Raw genomic sequence first — 20,390 nt, forward strand, 5'->3', positions numbered from 1 at the left:
GAGTTTGACGCCTTGGGCCTTGTGCCGCATCTTTGCCGGGCGCAGTCTTTCGAGTAGTCAAGAAGAAAGCCAGTCATGCGCCGCGATCCCCTGCTTCAACCCTATACGCTCAAACATCTGACCCTGAAGAACAGGATCATGACCACCAGCCATGAACCGGCCTACCCCGAGGACGGCATGCCGAAAGAGCGGTATTGCGCCTACCATGTGGAGCGGGCGAAGGGCGGGGTTGCGTTGACGATGACCGCCGGGTCCGCGCTGGTCTCACGCGACAGCCCGCCTGCCTTCAACAACATCCTGGCCTACAAGGACGAAGTTGTGCCTTGGATGGCGAAACTGGCCCGGGCGTGTCAGGACGAGGGCTGTGCGGTGATGATCCAGCTGACGCATCTGGGCTGGCGCTCGCGTTGGGATTGGGGCGATTGGCTGCCCACGCTGGCTCCGGGCGGCAAACGCGAACCGGCACACAGGGCCTTTCCCAAGGTCATGGAAGACTGGGACATCGCGCGGGTGATCAGTGATTACGCCGATGCGGCGGAGCGGATGAAGGACGCCGGTCTCGACGGGATCGAGCTGGAAGCCTACGGGCATTTGATGGATGCGTTCTGGTCCGGTCATCTCAACGAGTTGGACGGGGAATACGGCGCGAAGACCCTGCAAAGCCGGATGAAATTCTCGCTTGATGTGTTGTCGGCGATCCGCGCGCGCGTTGGGCCGGAGTTCATTGTCGGCCTGCGCTACACCGCGGATGATCTACAAGCCGGAGGTATCAGCGAAGAAGAAGGCATTGCCATTGGCCATGCGCTGAAGGACAGCGGCATGGTAGATTTCCTGAATGTGATCCGGGGGCGTGTGGACACGGATGCGACCCTCACCGACGTGATCCCGGTTCAGGGTATGGCCAGCGCGCCGCATCTGGATTTCGCGGGAAAGATACGGGCGGAGGTGGGTCTACCGACCTTCCACGCCGCGCGCATACCGGACGTGGCCACGGCGCGTCATGCGGTGGCGGAGGGGCTGCTCGACATGGTCGGCATGACCCGCGCGCATATGGCAGAGCCGCACATCGTCCGGAAAATCGCAGAAGGGCGTGAGGATGACATTCGGCCCTGCGTTGGGGCAACCTATTGTCTGGACAGGATTTATGCCGGAGGCGAGGCTTTGTGCATTCACAATCCGTCTACCGGGCGGGAGCTCAGCCTTCCCCACGACCTCGGCAAGGCGGCAGAGCCGAAACGCGTTGTGATCATCGGGGCGGGACCCGGCGGGTTGGAAGCGGCGCGCGTTGCAGCCGAACGCGGGCATCAGGTGACAGTGCTTGAGGCCGCAGCAGAGCCTGGCGGGCAGCTTAGATTGGCCGCGCAATCCGCGCGCAGGCGGGAAATGATCGGGATCATCGACTGGCGCATGGCGCAATGTGCGGCGCGGGATGTGGCGTTTCAGTTCAACACCTACGCGGAGGCCGGGGATGTCACCGCGCTTGCGCCCGATGTGGTGATCGTGGCGACAGGCGGGATGGCCGAGACAACCATTCTGGAGGACGGCAATGCGCTTGCGATCAGCGGGTGGGATGTCCTGTCCGGGGATGTGAAGCCTGCGGGCAAGGTCTTGATTTACGATGACGTGGGCGACCACGTCGGGCTGCAAGCGGCGGAGCTTGCGGCGGCGGCCGGTTGCGAGGTGGAGCTGATGACGCGGGACCGGGGCATGGCGCCGGAGGTCATGGGCATGAACCTCGTGCCTTACATGCGCAGCCTGCAACCTGCCGGTGTGACCATGACCGTGGCGCGGCGGCTGGTGGGACTGGCGCGGGACGGCAACCGCCTGCGTGCTCAGATCGGCTCGGATTATGTACCGGATGTGACCGAGGCACTCTATGATCGGGTTGTGGTCAATCAGGGGATCACACCGCTGGACGGGCTGTATTTCGACCTCAAACCCCTGTCGCGCAACGGCGGGGAAGTGGATCAATGCGCCTTGCTGAACGGCGAAGCTGCGCCTTTCCCGCAGAAACAGCCGGGCGCCGCCTTTGATCTTTACCGCATTGGTGACGCGGTGGCCGGGCGCAACGTGCACGCAGCGATCTTTGACGCCAGCCGGATCGGGCGTCTCTGGTAGAACACATTGTCGCTTCGGGACGGTCCGCAGGCCGGGGCTATGCCCCGGTTCCCCTGTCCTTGCGCGCCATCCATTTGGCGATGATCGGAGCCAGTGTGATGACGATGATCAGCCGGAAAAGGTGGTGTGTGACCACAAACGACAGGTCCGCCCCGACGACGATGGCAATCACCACCATTTCGCCCTGCCCCCCGGGCAGGAAGGACAGGAAGCTTTCGAGGTGATCGGCCTGCGCGACGAGGTGGATCGCTTCGATAAACCCGAGACTGATAACCGAGAGCAGCAAGGCAAAGGCCAGCCCTGCCCCGACGAACAGCTTGATCTCGCGCGCCGTGATGCCGACGTATTTCACCCCGACACCAATGCCGATGAAGAATTGAGTCGCCCAGATGATTTCCGCCGGGGGCCTGTGGGTAATCACGCCCGAAAGGGACAGGATCGCCGTCAGGATCATCGGCCCGAGCAGGGACGCACCGAACAGGCCAACCCGCGCCGCGACCTTCCAGCCAATGAAACCAGCGGCTACCATCAGTCCGATTTCCACAGGATCCGTGTCCAGCGCCGACAGACCCGGAGGCGCGGTCAGATCGACCTGCCAGAACCATTGCATCAGGATTGGTGCGATGGTGACGATGACCAGAACACGTGTTGCATGGATTAAAGACATGGCCCGCACGTCGCCGCCCGCCTCTTCGCCAAAGACCAGCATGTCCTGCAGACCGCCCGGCATGGCCGAATAAAAGGCAGTGGCGTGGTCCATGCCAAAAACGCGGCGCAGCAGGGGATAGCCCGTCAGCCCGATGATCGCGACAAAGACAGGCACAAAGACCAGCGTGTTCAGGTAGGATGGTATCTGCGCGACCACTTCGGGGTTGATCGCGCTGCCCACGGCAACGCCGAGAAAAGTGCGCATGAAGGTGCCAAAGGCCCCCACCCCTTTGAGCGGCAGGCCAGCCAGTCCCGCACAGAGACAGGCCATCATCGGGCCGAGCAGCAGCGGAAGCGGCAGACCCGTCACGACAAAGAGCACCGCGCCGAGGGCGGCGATGCCCAGTGTCAGCACGATGCCGTTTGGTTTAGGCAAGGCTCATTTCTTCCAGGAGCGTCGCATATTGCGCGCCATGTTGATCGCGGTCGAGCGGCGCACCTTGAGGCACGGGCCGGGGGAAGCTGAACTTGATGACATTCAGCCGGGCAATGTCAAAGCGTTTAAGCCGGGCGGCATCGACCCGGTAAAGATCTGCGACAGCCTCGGACGAGAGCCTGCCGCGAATGCTGTCAAAGGCCTCTGACGTGCCGCAGAACAGATCCACGGTGACCCAGAAGGGGCCCGCGTTCTTGGACCGGATCTTGACGGTTTCCTGAGCGAGTGTGGGCATGTCAGAGGGTCTCCGTTTCAAGGCGGAAGGCGTCCATGGGTGCCTCCAACTTCAGTATGTGGTTCATCGCAAACGCGTAAAGCGCCCCGCGTTCGGAATGCGCCGGGCTGTAGGGGAAGGCGAAGGTGGGCAGTTCCTCGTCCCGTGTGAGCGGATAATGCAGCAGGAACGGGTTGATCAGCTTGGCGATCTCCGTGGCGTCCGCCTGTGTCGGGGCGGTGACGATGACAAAGGCCCCCACTTCGGTGGGATCGCCCTTGCGCGCCTCCAATGCACCAAGCGCGCCGTTGACGCCAATCAGACGGATGTCGATGGTGTAAGCTTCGCGCGGCAAATCGAGAGACGCGGCCAGTTTGGTGTCCAGAAAGGCAAGCAGCTTGTCTGCCCACTCCTGCGCGTTTTCCACGTAACGGCGATTGCGCAGCACGGCGAGCAGCGTGGTTTGGAACCCGGCCGTGCGCGCGGCTTCGAGTTTGACGGTGTAATCGCCGGGGTGCCATTCGGCCCCTGTCACGCGGACGGACGTATCATCGAGCGCGGTATAGTCCGCCTCGGTCACATCAAGATAGCCGCCCGGCTCATAGAGGATGAACGGGTCCGAGTTTTCATAGAGCATATGGGCGCAGACCGAATGCGGCGTGCACTTTGCGCCCGTCGCCAGCGGAGTGACGGTGAAACCAGTCTGATCGAAATCGATCTGGATAACGCCGGAAGTGGGGTCGGACGAACACAGCGCGCCGCATTCGCCGATCTTGGCCCCGTGCCAGCACGCGCCCGGATGCTCGCCGCGCGCCAGCGGCAGGGCGGCGATGATGGCGGTGTCCGTGGTGCGCCCGGCGAGGATGATATCCGCGCCAGTGTTCAGTGCTTCCTGAATTTGCTCTGCCCCGGCGAGGGCGACAATGCGGTTCATGCTGCCAAGGTCTTCGACGCTGACCTCAGGGGCCGGATCGAGCGGGGTGATCTGGTCAAAGCGCGCGGCAAGGGTTTCGGGCGACTGTTGGGAGTAGAGCCGGGCGATCTTGAGCGACTGGCCAAGCTCTGCCGCCAACTCCCGCGTGATCTCAAACATCCAATCCACATGCGCATCGGCCCCCGCCGTGCCGCAGGTGCCGATGACCAAAGGCACGCCTGCCTCTGCCCGCGCCTTCATCAACACGCGCCACTCGGCTTTGATCGCCGCGCGCGCATATTTCGAAGTGCCCGTGCCCAGCGAGGCCGGGCCGCTGTCGGTGGAGCCGCCGTCGATGGCGATGAGATCAGGCTTTGCGGCGACCCCGCACCAGAGCGCTTCTTCTTCGAAGCCAAGACCGAGAACGCCGGAGGGGATGAGAATACGTGTGGTCATAAGGGTTCCTAAAGCGGATCGGGTGGCGAGAGAACCCTGCCCGTTCCGGATCAGGAGCGCCGCGCCAGCGGTTCTTGGGAAAGTCGGAAAACGAGAGGGGAACGCGCGGTCGAAGCGCGGGCTACCCGCGCTTCCCACAGCGTTTCGAACAAGGATCCTCCCGTCGAGCGACCCTCTTTCCCGAAGCGCCGCGCGGCGCTGACCATCGGGGGAAAAACTGACATGAACCTGTCAATCTCCGCGAAACGCCCGAAAAAGCGCCGGTTTGCCGTGGAAATCGACAGGATTTTGAAGTCCCGCCCCGACGGTAAGGAGGCGGGACATGGTCTAACAGGAGATCAGCTGTTCACGACCTGCATGAACCGATCGCGAATGGTGACGGGATCGAGCGGAATGACCGGCATTGTCTCGTTCCCGCTGTCGCATTTGCAGACGATGACCGTGGTCCCTTTGGTGCCAAGCGCCTCAGTGAGCGCGGCACCGGTGTCCGAGCCATCGATCTCGACAACCCGTTCGCAGCCCGCGGCGCGTGCCATGCCCGCAAGCGAGGTGCGCCGCCCGGTGTACGTCGGCTGATCGCCGGTAGAGCCATAGCTGCCATTGTCGATGATCAGCAGGATCAGGTGCCCGTCGCCGTTGTTGCCAATGGTTGGCAGGGTGCCGAGGTTGGTCAACACGGAGCCGTCGCCGTCGATGGCAATCACAGGTTTCGATTGCGACAGCGCAAGGCCAAGGCCGATGGAAGAGGCCAGCCCCATGGTGCCAAGCATGTAGAAGTTCGAGGGCTGATCATCGATGGCATAGAGTTCCTGCGACGGGATGCCGATGTTGCAGACCACCAGTTGGTCCCGCAGGATCGGGGCAATGTCTCGGAGGATATCGGCGCGGATCATGCGAGCTCTCCTTTCCAGAAGGTTGCATCGGTCAGGATCGCCACCGGTTTGGAGGCCATGAAGCAATACTTCAGAATGCCATCAAGCTCTTCCACGTCAGACCGGCGGTGGAAGTGATACGTGGGGATGTGCAGCTGCGCCAAGAGCGCCTTGGTGTGAACGGCCATTTCCACCTGGCAGGCGACGGGCTCGCCAATCTCGCCACGATAGCTGATCAGCATGGGCAAAGGCATGCGGTAGAACTGGATCAGCGTGGCCAGCGTGTTGATCGTCACGCCCAGCGCCGTGTTTTGCATGATGATTGCGCTGCGCTGCCCGCCGAGGTGCGCCCCGGCACAGAGCCCCATGCCTTCGTCTTCCTTGTTGGCCGGGACATGGCGGATCTCGGGCCGGTTGTCGATCTCTTCGATGACCCCGGCCAGCTGTTTGCATGGGACGGTGGTCATGAAACGGATGTCGTTGGCGATCAGGTCGTCAACGATCCGGGTGTGAATGCTCAAATTGCGCGCTCCCTTGTTGGTCTCGCCCAATGGGGCGATGGACCAAGGCAGGCGCAAGATGTTTCAGGAAAGGCAAAGCCGGGGTTTCAGGAGCCGGAAAGCGCCGCATCATAAGCTGCCGACATGTCCACCGCCCGCGCCGCCACATCCGCCACGGAGCGGCCCGGTTTGAACAGGTTCGAACCGATTCCAAAGCCGGTGATTCCAATGTTCAGCCAGTCTGCGAAATTGTCTGGCCCGACCCCGCCGACCGCATAGGTCTTCGCCTCGGCTGGCAACACCGCCTTGAGCGCGGCGATGCCATCGGTGCCGAGTTTGAACGCGGGGAAGAACTTCAGCCCATCGGCACCGTTGCGCAGGGCGGTGAAGGCTTCGGTGGCGGTGAAGACACCCGGATAGGACAACATGCCCGCCTGTTTGGTGGCGACGATCACACGCGGGTTGCAGTCCGGCGAGACCACGAGATGCGCGCCCATCTGGGCCAGCCGCTGGACGTCTGCAGGGTCCAGAACGGTGCCTGCGCCAATCTCTGCCCGGCCTTCCGAGACGTCCAGCATGGACTTGATGCTGTCAAAAGGATCGGGGGAGTTGAGCGGCACTTCGATCTTGGTGATCCCGGCCTCGATCAGGGCTTCGGCCATCGGGGCGGCCTCGGCTGGGGTAACTCCACGAAGGATGGCGATCAGTTCGCGGCTCATGAGCTTGCTTTCAGTTGCGCATGGGCGGCTTTGAGCCCCTGCAAGGTTGCGCCCTCCGCGGGCACCCGGCGGCACCATGCGGATTGGCTTTTCAGTCCCAGTTCATAGGCTTGGGCAAGGGTGTCATCGCCGAGGATCACAACCTCCTGCCCAATCCAGTAGGGTTTCGCGGCGGCCAGTTCGAGACCGATCAGGAGGCCGGACAAGCGCGCACGGGCGACATCGGGTGACTGATCGTGCAGCAGTTGCGCGGCGCGCAAGGAAAACAGATCCGCGCCGATCCCGGCGGGGCGGGACAGGGTGTCCGTGAGCGCCTCTTCGAACGCCGCCTCATCCCAGCCATCCCCGATGGAAAAGCGCAGGACGGACTGCTTGCTCAGAAGGGAAAAGAGTTCGCCGGTCATATAGGTCCGGAAAGACACCACCTCTTCGGCGGAAATATGCGCCCATTTGCAATGGGTTCCGGGTAGGCACAGCACGCCGTCGAATTTCGGCTCGCCGGCCAGAAAGCCGCCGATCTGGGTTTCCTCGCCGCGCATGACGTCAGCCGGTTTGGCCTGACTGAGGCCCGGCAGGATGTAGACCTTGAGGCGCGTGTCCTGGGTCGGGGCACGGGTGGCGCGCTCCACGCCCGGCACCTTGCAGGGGACGGCTGCGTAGGGCGCTTCGGTCCATCCTTGCCGCGCGCCCGCCATGCCGCAGACCACAACCGGCGTTTCCTTATCCGGCAGGTCCTCACCGATGCATTCCAGCAAAGCGGGCTCAAAGGCGTCCGGGCTCAGGCCGCCCATGCCCCGCGAAGAAGACCGATGACCGATCACCTGATCCGCCCCGTCCATAAGCCAGACGCGCAGATGCGTGGTTCCCCAATCCGCTGCGATCCATTTCACTGCGTTGTTTGGCATGGCTTTGACGACTCCCGCCCACTGTCATTCGCTAACATTTGCGCTGCCCGTCATGCCACCCCGCAGCATCGGGGTCAATTCCATCGCGGCGCAAAGGCCCGGCGATCTTAGGGCCTCCTTCAGACTTTGTGGGTAAACCGAGATGCAGACGCCGCACGAGACGTTCCATGATTGATGACCGCGCCTTTTCGGCGTTCAGACAGTTTTTCGCGGAAGCCAAGACCGCAGCATGGCTCGCCAGCGAAGACGGCGATATCATCGTGGTCAACGCGGCTTTCGTTTGGCAGCATCAGCTGGACGTGCCCGCCATGACCCGGCTCGCCTCGCCTCAGATCCTGTCAGCCGACGTCCGCACTCGTCTGCAGCGCATCGCCGCAAGCCACGATCCCCAGACAGCAAGCCGCCCGGCACCCATGCTTCATATCGGGTCAGAGCAAGTCCGGTACGCTGTGCGCCGTCTGCAAAGCGAGGATTCCGCGCCTGTGTTTCTGGGCCAGGAACAGGCTCGCGCCGTGGCCACAAGAGACGCGGACGCGTACATGATCCGCGACGGACGCGCCTATCAACGACTGAAGCAACTTGTTGACAATGCTCCGAGTGCCTTGTTCGAATTCCGGCAAGCGCCAGGTCGACGCTACTCACTGCCCTATTTCAGCGAGAAACTGCCACTGCTGCTCGGCGTCGAGGCAACCGCGCTCCGCAAGGACGGCGCATCCCTCCTTCAGACCGTCATTGCGGAAGATGCAATCCCTGTCCTCAAGGCCATGGCGCAGTCAAAACGCGATTTGTCGGACTTTCACCGGCAGATACGGATCCAGCACCCTCAGCACGGCACGCGCTGGCTGATGTGCTCTGCCACACCCGCGCCGGAGCAGGATGGCGCGATCACCTGGTTTGCCAACGTGATCGACGTCACGGAACGGGTTCTGGCCCGGCGGGCCGCCGTTGAGGCCAGCCAGGCTCTGGAACAGGCTCATCGCAAGCTGACCACAATCGCAGACAATGCGCCCGCCGGGATTTTCGAACTGTACCGCGACGCGACGCGCCGCGGGGTGTTACGGTACTGCAGCGGGCACTTGCTCGACCTTCTGGGGCTCGAAGCCGACGAAGCCGATCGTTTTTGGCACCGTGTCCGCGACTGTATGCGCCCCGCGGATTTCGCAGCGCTCAACGCATCGATGGAGGCCTCGCTCACCGAAGGCGGGCATTGGAGTCACCGCTTTCGTTTCAAACATCCCGAACGCGGGGTCCTGTGGCTTTCCGGTTCGGCAACGTCGCAGGTTCTGGAAGATGGCGCAGCAGTCTGGATTGGAACGGTGCACGATGTCACACCAGACATGCGCAGGGAGCAGGACCTGCGCCGCGCCAACAAACGCGCGGAGGCGATGCGATCAAGAAGCGAATGGCAGGCTTTCCATGACGCGCTCACACGGCTCGCAAACCGGCGTTATTTCGACAAAACTCTGGATGACCGTGTCCGGGAGGCACGGCGTGCCGCCGCGCCTCTGCCTTGCACGTTGATCCGTATCGACTGCGATCGGTTCAAACACATAAACGATACGCTTGGGCACGATGTGGGCGACGAAGTGCTCCGGCAAATCGCGCGTACCATCCGTAAAACCCTGCGAGAAGAGGACCTTGCGGCTCGGATTGGCGGGGATGAGTTTGCAGTTCTGCTTGCCAGCGACGCAAACGAGCGCAGCGCGCAAGCGCGCGTGGGTGAGATCCAGGCCCTTCTGGCGGAACCGTTTGAACAAGCCGGCCACCGGTGCCAGATCGAAGCCAGTTTCGGCATCGCGCATGTCGAAAACCTCGCCGATGTGGGCCCGGATGTTCTCTACTTTGCTGATGCCGCTTTGTTTCGCGCCAAGGAGCTGGGGCGCAACAGAACCGAGTTGTTCACGCCGTCCTTGCAATCCGAGATCCTTGCGGATCGGCAAACCGCCACGGACCTGCAACTTGCGCTCACCCGCGATGAGTTTGTCCCGTTTTTCCAACCTCAGGTCTGCGCGCGAACCGGGGCGCTTTGTGGGGTTGAAACCCTGCTGCGCTGGCAGCATCCGGAGCACGGAATCCTGGGGCCGGACCGATTCCTGAAAGTGGCGGAGCAGATGCGAATCGTGCCAGAGCTTGACAGCATCATGCTCGAAAAAGCCTGCGGCTTGCTCTCGAAGTGGCGAGGGCAGAACATCAATGTACCGAAAATCGGATTCAACGTGAGTTCTGGGCGCATGCGCGATCCGACGATCCTCGCGGGGGCCGAGCGCATTTTGCAAGGCGGGACGCGCGTGGCGTTTGAGCTACTGGAGTCGATCCTGATCGAAGAGGAGGGCGATCTGTTCCGCTTCCATCTGGATCAATTGCGCGAACGGGGAATCGAGATCGAAATTGATGACTTCGGCTCCGGCCATGCCTCCATCGTTGCGTTGATGGAGATCCACCCGCACGCCTTGAAAATCGACCGAAGAGTGATCCGTCCGGTGACGGAAGGAGCCCGGTATCGACGGCTCGTTCAGGCCATCGTTGAAATCGCGGAGTGTTTTGGCTTGAGCGTCACCGCAGAAGGTGTCGAAACCGAGGATCACGTGGCGGCCTTGCGGAAAATTGGCTGCACTGTTTTGCAGGGCTACCACTTTTCCAAGCCCTTGAGCCCGGACGATCTGGTGGCCTTTGTCCGCGCGCGGGGCGAAACCGGGGAGGCCAAAATCCAGCCCGGATAAGGGTCAGTAATCCCTTTCGAAAAACAAGCCGATCCCGGTGGAGCCGTCCGAGCCGACCCGCCCACGCACGGTCGTCGAGTTGGTCAAATCGAGGTTCAGGTTGATGGACGTCTCTCCCTGACTGTCGATTTCCACGTTCGTATAAGCATTGTCGCTGATGTATTTGCCTGCCCGGACCGTCGCGCCGCCGTTTTCGTCGCTGGTAACGTCCAGATCGTCAAAGCCTGTCGAGCGCCGCAGGTTCTCGATGATCCCGACACCGCCTTTCCCGGCCAGCGTCGCCACGGCCGAAGCCAGTTGCACCGCCTGCAGGGCCGAGATTGACCGGATGTCCTTGCCGAAAAGCAACCGCGCGAGCACCTCGTCTTCGGGCAAGGCAGGATCAGAGGTGAACGTGATCTGTGGCGCATCCGCAGGCCCTTCGACGGTGATGAACACGGTTGTGTCCTCCGCCGATGTCTGCGCCACAAGCCGCAGGTTCGGGATCAGGTCACCCTGCAACCGGATGTCCCCCTCTTCCAACGTCAAACGCTTGCCAAGGATATCAAGCCGCCCGCGGATCAGGTCGAAACGCCCCTCTGGAATGACGTCGGCAGACGTACCGGTCAGGCGCAGGGAGCCGCCCAGTTCCGCGTCCAATCCACGCCCGCGCACAAAAATCTTATTGAGCGCGTTGATCTGCAAGTCCAGCGAAAGCGCCCCGCTGCCTCCTGTGCGCCCGGCCCCGGTCACGTCGAGCAACCCGGCGTAGCTGCGGGTTTGCCGCACGGCGGAGGGCTCGCCGATATGCGTGATCGCGGGAATGTCGCCAAATGAGCTTATCCCGGTTGACGGCACGCGCAGCTCCGTTTGGTCAAGGTTCAGGTTGCCCGTCAGCGCGAGATTGGACGGCGCGGTCCCGCTCAGGCGCAACTGACCGCTCGCGCGCGCCTCGTAGAGTTCCGGATCGGTGATCTTCAGATCGTCGAGGGCCACCACCGCCTCTGTCACAAAGGGCGCCGCCATGCGCACGCGCCCCTGCACCCCCACCTTCCCGCCGGAATCAAGCCGACCGCGCGTTTCAAAGGACGCTGTGCCACCGCCCAGACGCACCGTAGCGCTGATCTTCTTGAGCGCGTTGCGCAGGCTGGGAACGGCCAGACGCGCGGCCGTGGTGGTGATCTCGCCGCTGAGGGAAGACAAGGCCAGCGGACCGTTCAGACCGAGGTTGAAATCAGCCATGCCTTGCAAGGCATTGGGGCTGATCCGCGCATTGAGCAGGGCAAGGGGCAAAGCTCCGTTGATCGCCAGATTGGCGGAGCCAGCGTCCGGCGCCACGCGGCCTGTCACCGCAGCACGAAGGGTGCCCGCGCCCGTGGCGTTGATATCCAGCACCCAATCGCCACCGGATTGTCGCGCCGTGCCGCTGGCCGTGGCAGGGCCCGCGAGCTCCGGTGCAAGCCAGGCAAGCGATCCGATACGTGCATCGAACCGCGCGCTCGGCGAGCCTCCGTTTGGCAGGGCGACATCAGCTTTCACTTGTGTGGCGCGCGGGCCGTTGGCGTCCAGAGTGACCGTCAGATCGCCGTTCTGAAGCACGGCACGCCCCGACGCAGCAGCAGCCCCGGCGAGGGCTGGCACATAGCGCCCCAGATTGGCCAGCCGGGCGTTGAAATCGAGCGTGCCGTCTGCTCCTTTGAGCGTGCCCGTCCCACTTAAGCTGCCCCCGCTGGCATCAAGAGAAGCACGGCGCAGAGTGATGGCCCCGTCTTGCCGTTTGGCGGACAGGTCCAGTGTGCTTGGCCCGGTCAGCAGAGCATTCACGTCCGGGATGCCGACCCCAAGAGACTGCGCATCAGCCTTGAGATCAAAGTCGAACTGACTTCCATCCAGCAGAGCGAAGCCATTCAAACGCGCGTCCAAGGCACCGCCCAAGCTGCGTCCGGCAAGATGGGAGAACGGGGAGAGACTGGCAAGTTGCGCATCAAGCGTGCCCGTGAAGCGTTGCGACGTGCCCTCTGAGGTCAACACGCCCTGCCCCTGAAGCCCGACGCCATTGCCTTGCACCGTTGCGCTGCGCACGGTCAGACCGTTGGTATCGCGCAGAACTGACAAAGCGATGCGGCTCTGGCCGCGCAGGACGTCGTCCAGACCCTTGATCGAGACGGATAGAGCCTCCCCGGTGGCGACGAGATCCAAATCAAACCCGCCGCTGAGAGGAAAGACTTGCCCGGACACTGCCATATCGGCTTGCCCTGCGAGGTCCTGACCGACCAATGTCGACAGCCGGGAGAGGTTTGCGACGTCAGCGTCCAATGTGCCTTTGAGTACAGGCTCACCCGCTGCCGCATCAAATGTGCCCGCCCCGGTCAGCGACATCCCTTCGGCGCTTAGTTCAAGATCGCCAAAGCGGATGGGCGCGCCGCTTTGCCAAGCGATGTCCGCTCCAAATTTCGCCGCATCGCCCAGCGCTTCGCGCAGGCCGGGATTGGCAGGGTCAATACCTTTTGCGCTTGCATCTATACGCGCCGTAACGCGTGGGGTGTTGCCCGGCACGATCACGCCGCCGCCAGTGAGTTGAAGCGCGCCAAGGGCAAGATCATCGCGGCGCAGTCCAAGCAAATCGCCAGACAGGCGCCATTGCTGCCCGGCCTCGGCATCGAAACCGGCGGTGATCTGCGCGCTGTCCACGCGGGTCTGCGGCCCGGGGATCGGCAAAAGGACGGGCGCGCCGCCGGGGTCGCGAAGAACTCCGTCAAGCTGGAAGCGCTTTGGCAAACCGTCTGCACCCAAGGCGAATGAGCCGTTCAAGCGCAGGGCAGCAGCACTGGCCGTGAGATCGTCCAGCACAACGCGGCCTTCGGGGTAAAGGCTGACGCGGGCGTTCAGCGCAACATTCGGGCCAAAGAAGTCCTGATATTGCGGCACAAAAAGCGGGGCGAGATCACCGGAGAGATCAACCTGCAGGATCCGGGGCGCGCTGTCATCGCCACCCGCGACGGTTTCGACCTGCCCCGACAGCCTGTCCTGACCATTGCTCCGCAGGTGCACCTCGGCGGTAAAGTCGTCGATGGGCGCATTGCCGGAGGCAGTCAGCTCCAGCGCGGGCGCACCCGGCAGACCGAGTTGCGTTGCCACGATGCCGCCGGGCCCTTCGCTCACGGTGACGTCGACAACAAGCACCTCGGAGGCGTTGCCATAGCTGACCGCGAGATCGAAAGCGCCTTGCGGACCATCCAGACGGGAAATGTCGAGTTTGGCCGCGCCTTCGCCACCTTCGAGACGGAGGCTGCCGTTGATGGACGCGATCAGGGCAACCCCAGCGACGGGGGCACCAATCTCCACGCGAGCGGCTTCGATCTTGCCAATGTCAACGCTGACCGGCAGCTCTGGTAAGGCAAACGGCGTGGCTTCCGGGCTGGTCTGGCTCTCGCTGGCAGGCAGGCGGGTAAGTCGGATTGAGGCGGCGGTCAGCTCATTGATCTCGATCCGCCCACCGAAGATGGCGGCGCGATTCCAGTCCAGAACCGCATCTGTCAGTTCAAGCCAGACCCCGTCATCGTCTGAAATCAGCAATCGATCCATGGTGGCGCGGGAGCTGAGAGCACCGCGGAAGCCTTCGACCGTCACCTGCCGGCCCGCCCCGGAGAGTGTCTCTTCGAGGAAACGGGTCAGGCGGTCCTTGTCTTCCTGCGCGTGCCCCATGGAGGCCACCATCTGGAACAGGATCACGATCGGAACCAGAAACCAGCGCATCAGAACGCCTGCCCGATGCCGAGGTAGAGTTGTACACCAGAAGACTCGCCGCTCAAAGGCGTGGCTACATCCAGACGGATCGGACCAATCCCTGTTTGGTAGCGCAGCCCAAGACCCGCACCACTGTGCCAGCCGCCGGTGTCATCGTGGAAACTGTTCGCGCCGATGTACCCGGCGTCATAGAAAGCGACGCCGCCAAGCGTGTCGGTGAAGTCCAGCCGGGCCTCGCCCGCGATCCCGATGAACGAGCGCCCGCCCGTGTCATTGCCGCCTGAGGAGATGCCGAGCGACTGATAACTGTGTCCGCGAACCGTGCCGCTGCCGCCGGAATGAAAGAGCAGGTCCGGCGGCGTGTCCGCGATGGAGGAGCCGACGATTGATCCGAGTTGCAGACGTGCGGCAAGCACCAGTTTCTCTGTTTCTCCAACCGCCTTGTAGCCGCGCAGATCGCCGTAGATGCGCCCGCCTGAGGCGCTGCCGCCAAGGCCCGCGTATGGCATGGCCTCAAATCGCAAAAACGTGCCGTCCCTTGGGTTGAGCGTGTCGCTGCGGCGATCCCAGGTCAGCGCAAGCGGTAGAGTGAGATGCGAGAAGGTCCGGTTGCCGAGATCATCGCGGACATCTGAATAGCGATAGCCGATGCCAACTTCGGTGGTCAGCGTGTCGGACACGGTGCGTTCGAAGCCAACGGTCACATCCGCCTGCTGCGAGAAATACGTCGGTTCGGAGAGCTGCTCGAGGCTGGCGCGAATGAAGAGGTCCGTCTCTGGTGTGATCGTGGCCGGGCGGGTGAGACTGACGGAGATCGAATAATCGAGATCGTCCGCATTCCCGGTGATCCCCGAGACCGCGCCATCGACCCGAAACCGTTCCGCCCCGCCAAGGAAGTTGCGATGCAGCCAGAAAGCCGAGAGCATAACGCCTTCGGAGGAGTGCAGCTCTGCGCCAAAGCCGAAACGGCGAGGTTTGGCATCGGTCACTGCAAGCGCGATGTCCATGGAATCGTCTGGGTTCAGGTCCCCCTCGCGCAATGTTACGGAACTGAAGGTGCCGGTGCCTCTGAGGCGTTTTGCGGCGGCTTCGAGGACGGCTGCGTCGAAAACCTCTTTCCTCGGGATGCCCGCGATTTCGCGGATGCGGCTTTCCTTGACCGCGCTTTCACCGCTCACATTCGTGCGGCCAAAGCGCACCAAGGGCCCCGGCGCAATGGCCAGCGTCACATCAAGTTCAGAGGCGGCGTGACGGGCGGTGATCTGCTGGTTTGAAACGTCGGCCTTGGCATGCCCGATATTGCGCCAGCCATCGACAGCGGCGAGCGCAGCGTCCCGGATGGCGCCAGTCTTGGCGGTTTTGCCGGGCCGGAAGTTCTCTGGCAGGACCGTGCCTTGCGCCAAGGGGCCTACATCGGCGCGTCCAAATTTGAATTTCGAACCGGGATTGATCAGGATTCGGACTTTCTTCACCGCAGGCAGCCGCGTGAGCGGCGGCAGCGCGGCGGCCTCCTGCCCGTCGATCAGAATTCTGACGATGGGGCCGAAGTACCCCGCATCATAAAGCGCGCCCACCAATCGGCCGTAATCCGCTTGCGCCGCGGCGAGAATATCCTGAGGATTGGTTGTACCCTCTGCTTCGGCGGCAAGAACAAGCGAGGCCTGCGAGAGCATGGCCTCCATTTCGTCATCGCCGCCTTCAACCCGCAGCGAGCCGCTAAAGGCGTTTGCCTGACAAGCCACCAGGGAAAGAACCAAAGTTCCCAATAGGTTCGCAAGACGCGAGGCACGGCGGTGTGTGGTCATTGTTCCAGCTCGAAAAGATGCGGGCCAAATGTGTGGCGCGCGCTCTCCATATGTTCCCTGCCACACATAGTGAAGCACCGGGCAAAAAGGACAAGAGCAGAACGCAAATCCTCGCCGACCCGGCATCACGGTTGCGTGGGGCCGCTTCGTACAAATGTGCTCCCTCGCGCGCAGGGAGCACTTTCTCTGGCAGATCTCCGACAGCCGGGGCTCTCCACGGACACATGAAACTGTTCATTTTTTTCAGATCCTTAGGTCACGCCAGAGGACAGGATTGACAGGATCGGGCTGACGAAGGACGATACCATAAGCCTTTTTTCCGACATGCGGCCCGCCCCTGGCAGAGCCGCGTTTGCATTCATCACTTGGCATCCGAACCCGCTTTTCTGCTGTTCGGGACAAGATCTTGGGAGATCCATTCCATGAAACGCACACTGATCACATCCGGCATTCTATTGATGGGCCTGCCCTGCACGGCCTTCGCGGACATTGTTCAGGCAGACGACGTCATAATCGGCACTCCATTTGCGGCGACGCTGCTTTGTGTGGGGCCTGGCTGTGTCGATGGGGAGGCCAAGAACGGCACGTTTGACGGCACCATTCGCCTCAAGGCAAACAATACGCAGATCGAATTTGTTGACACCTCAAGTACCGGCTTCCCAGACCGTGGATGGACCATTCGCGCCAACGAGACCACCGGCAGCAACGGAGAAGGAGAGGCGTTTTTTATCACGGATGCCAGCGGAGGCACCAATCCGCTCTATATCGAGGGCGACAGCGTGGATAACGCACTCTTTATCGCGGACACCGGCAGGATCGGGCTTGGCACATCAATCCCGGCCGCCAGCCTTCACATCGTGGATCAATCCGGCTCCGAAGCGAGCATCCGGCTCGAAGAAAACACCGGTGCGCCTTACACATGGGATCTGCGCGGCAATAATGCCGGCTTTTACATTTACGATAACGTCGCCCTCGAGATTCCATTTCAGATCCGTCCGGGCGCTTCCACCTCCTCGCTGGAAGTTGCGAGCAACAGCAATGTCGGGGTCGGCACGCCCAATCCGTTCACTGCGTTGCATGTCTTTCGCCATGATGGAACCGCCGGGGTCCGGGTTGAGAACTCGACAGCCAGCAGCTTCGCTGTGCGCGAGATGTTCCATATGAGCAACCGGGGCGGCTCGTATTTCACACTGGCCAACACGCAAACGAAAAACGAGTGGTACTTCGTGCATGAACATAACCCGCAGGGCCGCTTCATGATCAACCATTCCGATGGCGGTTTGCAAATGAGCCTGACGAAGGACGGCAACCTGTCCGTTCTGGGCACGATTTCCGCAGGCGGTCAGCAGCTCGACGTGCCCGATTACGTCTTTGGCGAGGACTACGCGCTGCGCCCGCTGTCAGACGTGCAGGCGTTTATCGAAGACAACAGCCACTTGCCCGAGGTGCCTTCGGCGGCAGAGATCGAAGCGAACGGGCTCGATATGACGCAGATGCAGATGACGCTGCTGAAGAAGGTCGAAGAGCTGACGCTTTATACCCTTGAGCAACAGGCGCTGATCGAAACGCAAAAGGATGCTTTGGCGGCGCAGGCCGATCGTTTCGCGGAGCAAGAAGCCCGTCTTGCCGCGCTGGAAGCGCTTCTGCAAGCGCGGTGACACCCCTGTGACCTTCACCTCCTTGCCCTTACGTGCGTTTGCCCGGCGGGGAGGATTTCTTGACTTAAAGATGCGCGGGCCATTAACCTTTTTCGAATTCCGGCCATCCTCGGCCATTCGTCATACTGTCAATTCCCAGAGTGCCTCATGCGTAAATTCTCGACTGCTGCCGCCTTTCTGTTTCTGGCCACGCCACTGACAGCGCAAAATCTGATCAACACGAATACCACCATTCACAACAGGCTTTGCATCGGCGCTGACTGCGCCACGACGGAAAACTACGGCAGTGATCCGGTGACATTGCGCCTCAACAGCCTGAAGCCCGGCATCGATTTCATCGACGCCTCGAGCGATCCCGGCTTTCCAAACAACGACTGGCGCATCGAGATCAATGACGATGCTGCGACGGATCTGTCCTTCTTTCGGATCAGGGATGTCTCTTCCGACATTGTGCCGTTCCAGATCGAGGCGGGCGCATCTCCGGCGGCGCTTTATGTGGACGATTCCGGGAACGTCGGGTTCGGAACCACCTTGCCGGAAGCCACTTTGGATATTCGCGGCGGGACCAATCCGACCATTCGCTTGGAAGGGTTCTACACGAGCGGGCTTGCCGTCCTCGACATGGAGGCCAATGTCCGGCTTATCAAAGACGATGGGAACAACGTGAATGGTGTTCTCGAAATTTCCCGCGCAGGCACGGCAAACTCTGCACCTGTGCGATTTGAGCTAAGCGCCCCGCCCGATGCCTTTGTGGTCGACCACAGTGGCAACATCGGCATGGGCACAAAGGATCTGGACAGTGCAACCGCGTTGACCATTGAGAAAAGCGGGGCTGCCAGAATTCACCTATTGGATACGTCGTCTGTTTCAGCGCCGCGCGAGATGTTCAAGATGGAGAACAACGGCGGCTCCTACTTCACCCTCGCCAACACCGCCACCAGCAACGAGTGGTATTTTGTCCACGAAAACAACACCCAGGGCCGGTTCTTCGTGAACCACTCCGACGGCGGCATTCAGATGGGGCTGACCAAGGACGGAAACATGACCCTGATGGGCGAGCTTTTCACCGCCGGGTCCTGTGCGGCAGGCTGTGATCGAGTGTTTGACGAAGACTACCCGCTGCCCTCCATCCCCGAACAGGCCGCGATGATGCGCGCGTTGAAGCATTTGCCTAACGTCGGCCCGACGCCGGAAGACGGCCCCTTCAACATCACGAAGATGACCGGTGGGATGCTTAACGAGTTGGAAAAAGCGCATCTCTACATCGTGGAACTTGAAGCGCGCGTGGCCCAATTGGAAGCGGACCGGCGCGCTCTAGCCGAATTGCGCCAGCGGGTTGACGCCTTGCTGGCGGACTAGGCTCCGATCACTGCCGCAGTCCCGGAATACCGGAATGCCGTTTTGCCTGCAATTCGTGTACAGTGCGCGCATTTCAACGGGAGTTTAGATATGCGCCTGACCGGCTTTTCCATTGTTCTCGGCTTGATCGCTGCACCGGCGGCCTTCGCTGACAACGTCATCAACGACGATACCATCATCTACAACAGCCTGTGCGTTGGGCAGGATTGCTCCGATCCGGAAAACTACGATTCCGGTGAGGCCGTCGTGCGCCTCAAGCATCTTTATCCGCGCGTCGAGTTTATCGACACGTCAACGTCAACAAGCTCATTTCCCTCCAACAACTGGATGCTTCGAGCCAATGAGGATTTCGCGGGCGGGGATGAGCTGTTTGCCATCGAGAACCTGTCCAACAACACGCGGCCCTTCGTCATCCAGGGCGATGCTCCGTCCAACAGTCTGGCCGTGGATGACGACGGAGCTGTGGGCTTTGGCACCGGATTGCCACAGCGCGAGCTGCACATCATATCAAACAACTCTCCAACCATCCGGTTCGAACAATCGGCGGCTGGCGGGTTTCCGGCCCAGACATGGGACATGCTGTTCAATCATGGCAACGTCTACATTCGGGACATCAACAACAACACCACCCCTTTCTCGATCTTCAAGAACGCCCCGACGGACTCCCTGCGCATCAGTCAGGAAGGCAACATTGGCAACGGCACGAGCAACCCCGGCTCCGCGCTTCACATTGTGCGGGACAACGGGTTTGGCAGAATCCGCGTGGAAGAAAACAACGTGGTCACCGCAGCGCGCGAGTTGATCGAGCTGCGCAACAACGGTGGGTCTTACTTCTCGCTGGTCAACACGGCGACGGGCAACTCATGGTACTACGTGCACGAAAACAACACGCAGGGCCGTTTCATGATCAACCATTCGGATGGTGGCATCCAGATGGCTTTGACCCGGACCGGGGACATGACCCTGATGGGCGAGTTGTTCACAGCCGGGTCCTGTGCTGCCGGGTGTGACCGGGTATTTGATGAGGACTACCCGCTGCCGAGCATTGCAGAACAGGCCGCGATGATGCGCGAGATGAAGCATTTGCCGAACGTCGGCCCCACGCCCGAGGACGGCCCCTTCAACATCACCAAGATGACCGGCGGGATGCTCAACGAGTTGGAGAAGGCCCATCTTTTCATCGTGGATCTGCACGAAGAGAACACAGCGTTGAAAGCCCAGGTCGCCGCGCAGGAGGCACGGCTGTCCGCGTTGGAAGCTCTGGTCTCTGGCGAATAAGTC

Annotated in this window: 14 protein-coding genes; 5 read left to right on the top strand and 9 right to left on the bottom strand. The window is 61.8% G+C overall.

All coding sequences use genetic code 11. The features are described 5' to 3' along the window. Window positions 1–75 precede the first annotated feature (75 nt). Window positions 76–2,118: an NADH:flavin oxidoreductase gene (locus E4662_RS04120; RefSeq protein ID WP_136439973.1), complete on the top strand. Its 2,043-nt coding sequence runs from the start codon at window positions 76–78 to the stop codon at window positions 2,116–2,118. Window positions 2,119–2,155: 37 nt separating this feature from the next. On the opposite strand, the gene E4662_RS04125 is transcribed toward E4662_RS04120, so the two are convergent. The 7 genes from E4662_RS04125 to E4662_RS04155 form a co-directional block, all read right to left on the bottom strand. After that, the gene (locus E4662_RS04125; RefSeq protein ID WP_240705114.1) at window positions 2,156–3,202 is read right to left on the bottom strand and encodes an AbrB family transcriptional regulator; all 1,047 of its coding nucleotides are present in this window, start codon (window positions 3,200–3,202) and stop codon (window positions 2,156–2,158) included. Then, window positions 3,195–3,497, bottom strand: a complete 303-nt coding sequence (locus E4662_RS04130) for a DUF4387 family protein (RefSeq protein ID WP_136439974.1) — start codon at window positions 3,495–3,497, stop codon at window positions 3,195–3,197. The genes E4662_RS04125 and E4662_RS04130 overlap by 8 nt, the downstream gene beginning before the upstream one ends. A 1-nt stretch (window position 3,498) precedes the next feature. Next, window positions 3,499–4,845 carry an acyclic terpene utilization AtuA family protein gene (locus E4662_RS04135; protein ID WP_136439975.1) on the bottom strand — a complete coding sequence of 449 codons (1,347 nt, stop codon included), beginning with the start codon at window positions 4,843–4,845 and terminating at the stop codon, window positions 3,499–3,501. Between the two features lie 338 nt (window positions 4,846–5,183). Beyond that, window positions 5,184–5,738, bottom strand: coding sequence for a sulfopyruvate decarboxylase subunit beta (gene comE, locus E4662_RS04140; protein ID WP_136439976.1), 555 nt, complete (start codon window positions 5,736–5,738; stop codon window positions 5,184–5,186). Then, window positions 5,735–6,238 carry a sulfopyruvate decarboxylase subunit alpha gene (locus E4662_RS04145; protein ID WP_136439977.1) on the bottom strand — a complete coding sequence of 168 codons (504 nt, stop codon included), beginning with the start codon at window positions 6,236–6,238 and terminating at the stop codon, window positions 5,735–5,737. Before E4662_RS04145 ends, comE begins: the two co-directional genes overlap by 4 nt. A gap of 86 nt (window positions 6,239–6,324) precedes the next feature. Beyond that, entirely contained in the window at window positions 6,325–6,936 is a 612-nt protein-coding gene (locus E4662_RS04150) for a 2-dehydro-3-deoxy-6-phosphogalactonate aldolase (RefSeq protein WP_136439978.1), read from the bottom strand. Next, on the bottom strand, window positions 6,933–7,841 hold the full coding sequence (locus E4662_RS04155) for a 2-dehydro-3-deoxygalactonokinase (RefSeq protein WP_136439979.1): 909 nt from the start codon (window positions 7,839–7,841) through the stop codon (window positions 6,933–6,935). Before E4662_RS04155 ends, E4662_RS04150 begins: the two co-directional genes overlap by 4 nt. Before the next feature lie 167 nt (window positions 7,842–8,008). Between E4662_RS04155 and E4662_RS04160 the strand changes: the two genes are divergently transcribed. Continuing rightward, complete coding sequence (locus E4662_RS04160; protein ID WP_136439980.1) at window positions 8,009–10,561, top strand: putative bifunctional diguanylate cyclase/phosphodiesterase; 2,553 nt, start codon at window positions 8,009–8,011, stop codon at window positions 10,559–10,561. Window positions 10,562–10,564: 3 nt separating this feature from the next. Here E4662_RS04160 and E4662_RS04165 read toward each other — a convergent pair whose 3' ends face one another. Together E4662_RS04165 and E4662_RS04170 are read right to left on the bottom strand one after the other, a co-directional pair. Next, window positions 10,565–14,296 carry a translocation/assembly module TamB domain-containing protein gene (locus tag E4662_RS04165; protein ID WP_136439981.1) on the bottom strand — a complete coding sequence of 1,244 codons (3,732 nt, stop codon included), beginning with the start codon at window positions 14,294–14,296 and terminating at the stop codon, window positions 10,565–10,567. Further along, entirely contained in the window at window positions 14,296–16,092 is a 1,797-nt protein-coding gene (locus tag E4662_RS04170; RefSeq protein ID WP_168797885.1) for an autotransporter assembly complex protein TamA, read from the bottom strand. Before E4662_RS04170 ends, E4662_RS04165 begins: the two co-directional genes overlap by 1 nt. A gap of 422 nt (window positions 16,093–16,514) precedes the next feature. Between E4662_RS04170 and E4662_RS04175 the strand changes: the two genes are divergently transcribed. From E4662_RS04175 to E4662_RS04185, 3 genes are all read left to right on the top strand, one after another. Continuing rightward, window positions 16,515–17,750: a hypothetical protein gene (locus E4662_RS04175; RefSeq protein ID WP_136439983.1), complete on the top strand. Its 1,236-nt coding sequence runs from the start codon at window positions 16,515–16,517 to the stop codon at window positions 17,748–17,750. Between the two features lie 147 nt (window positions 17,751–17,897). After that, window positions 17,898–19,109, top strand: a complete 1,212-nt coding sequence (locus E4662_RS04180) for a hypothetical protein (protein WP_136439984.1) — start codon at window positions 17,898–17,900, stop codon at window positions 19,107–19,109. Between the two features lie 90 nt (window positions 19,110–19,199). After that, window positions 19,200–20,387, top strand: coding sequence for a hypothetical protein (locus E4662_RS04185; RefSeq protein ID WP_136439985.1), 1,188 nt, complete (start codon window positions 19,200–19,202; stop codon window positions 20,385–20,387). Window positions 20,388–20,390 lie beyond the last annotated feature (3 nt).

This window comes from Pacificoceanicola onchidii (assembly GCF_004804335.1).
GTDB classification, from domain to species: Bacteria; Pseudomonadota; Alphaproteobacteria; order Rhodobacterales; family Rhodobacteraceae; genus Pacificoceanicola; species Pacificoceanicola onchidii.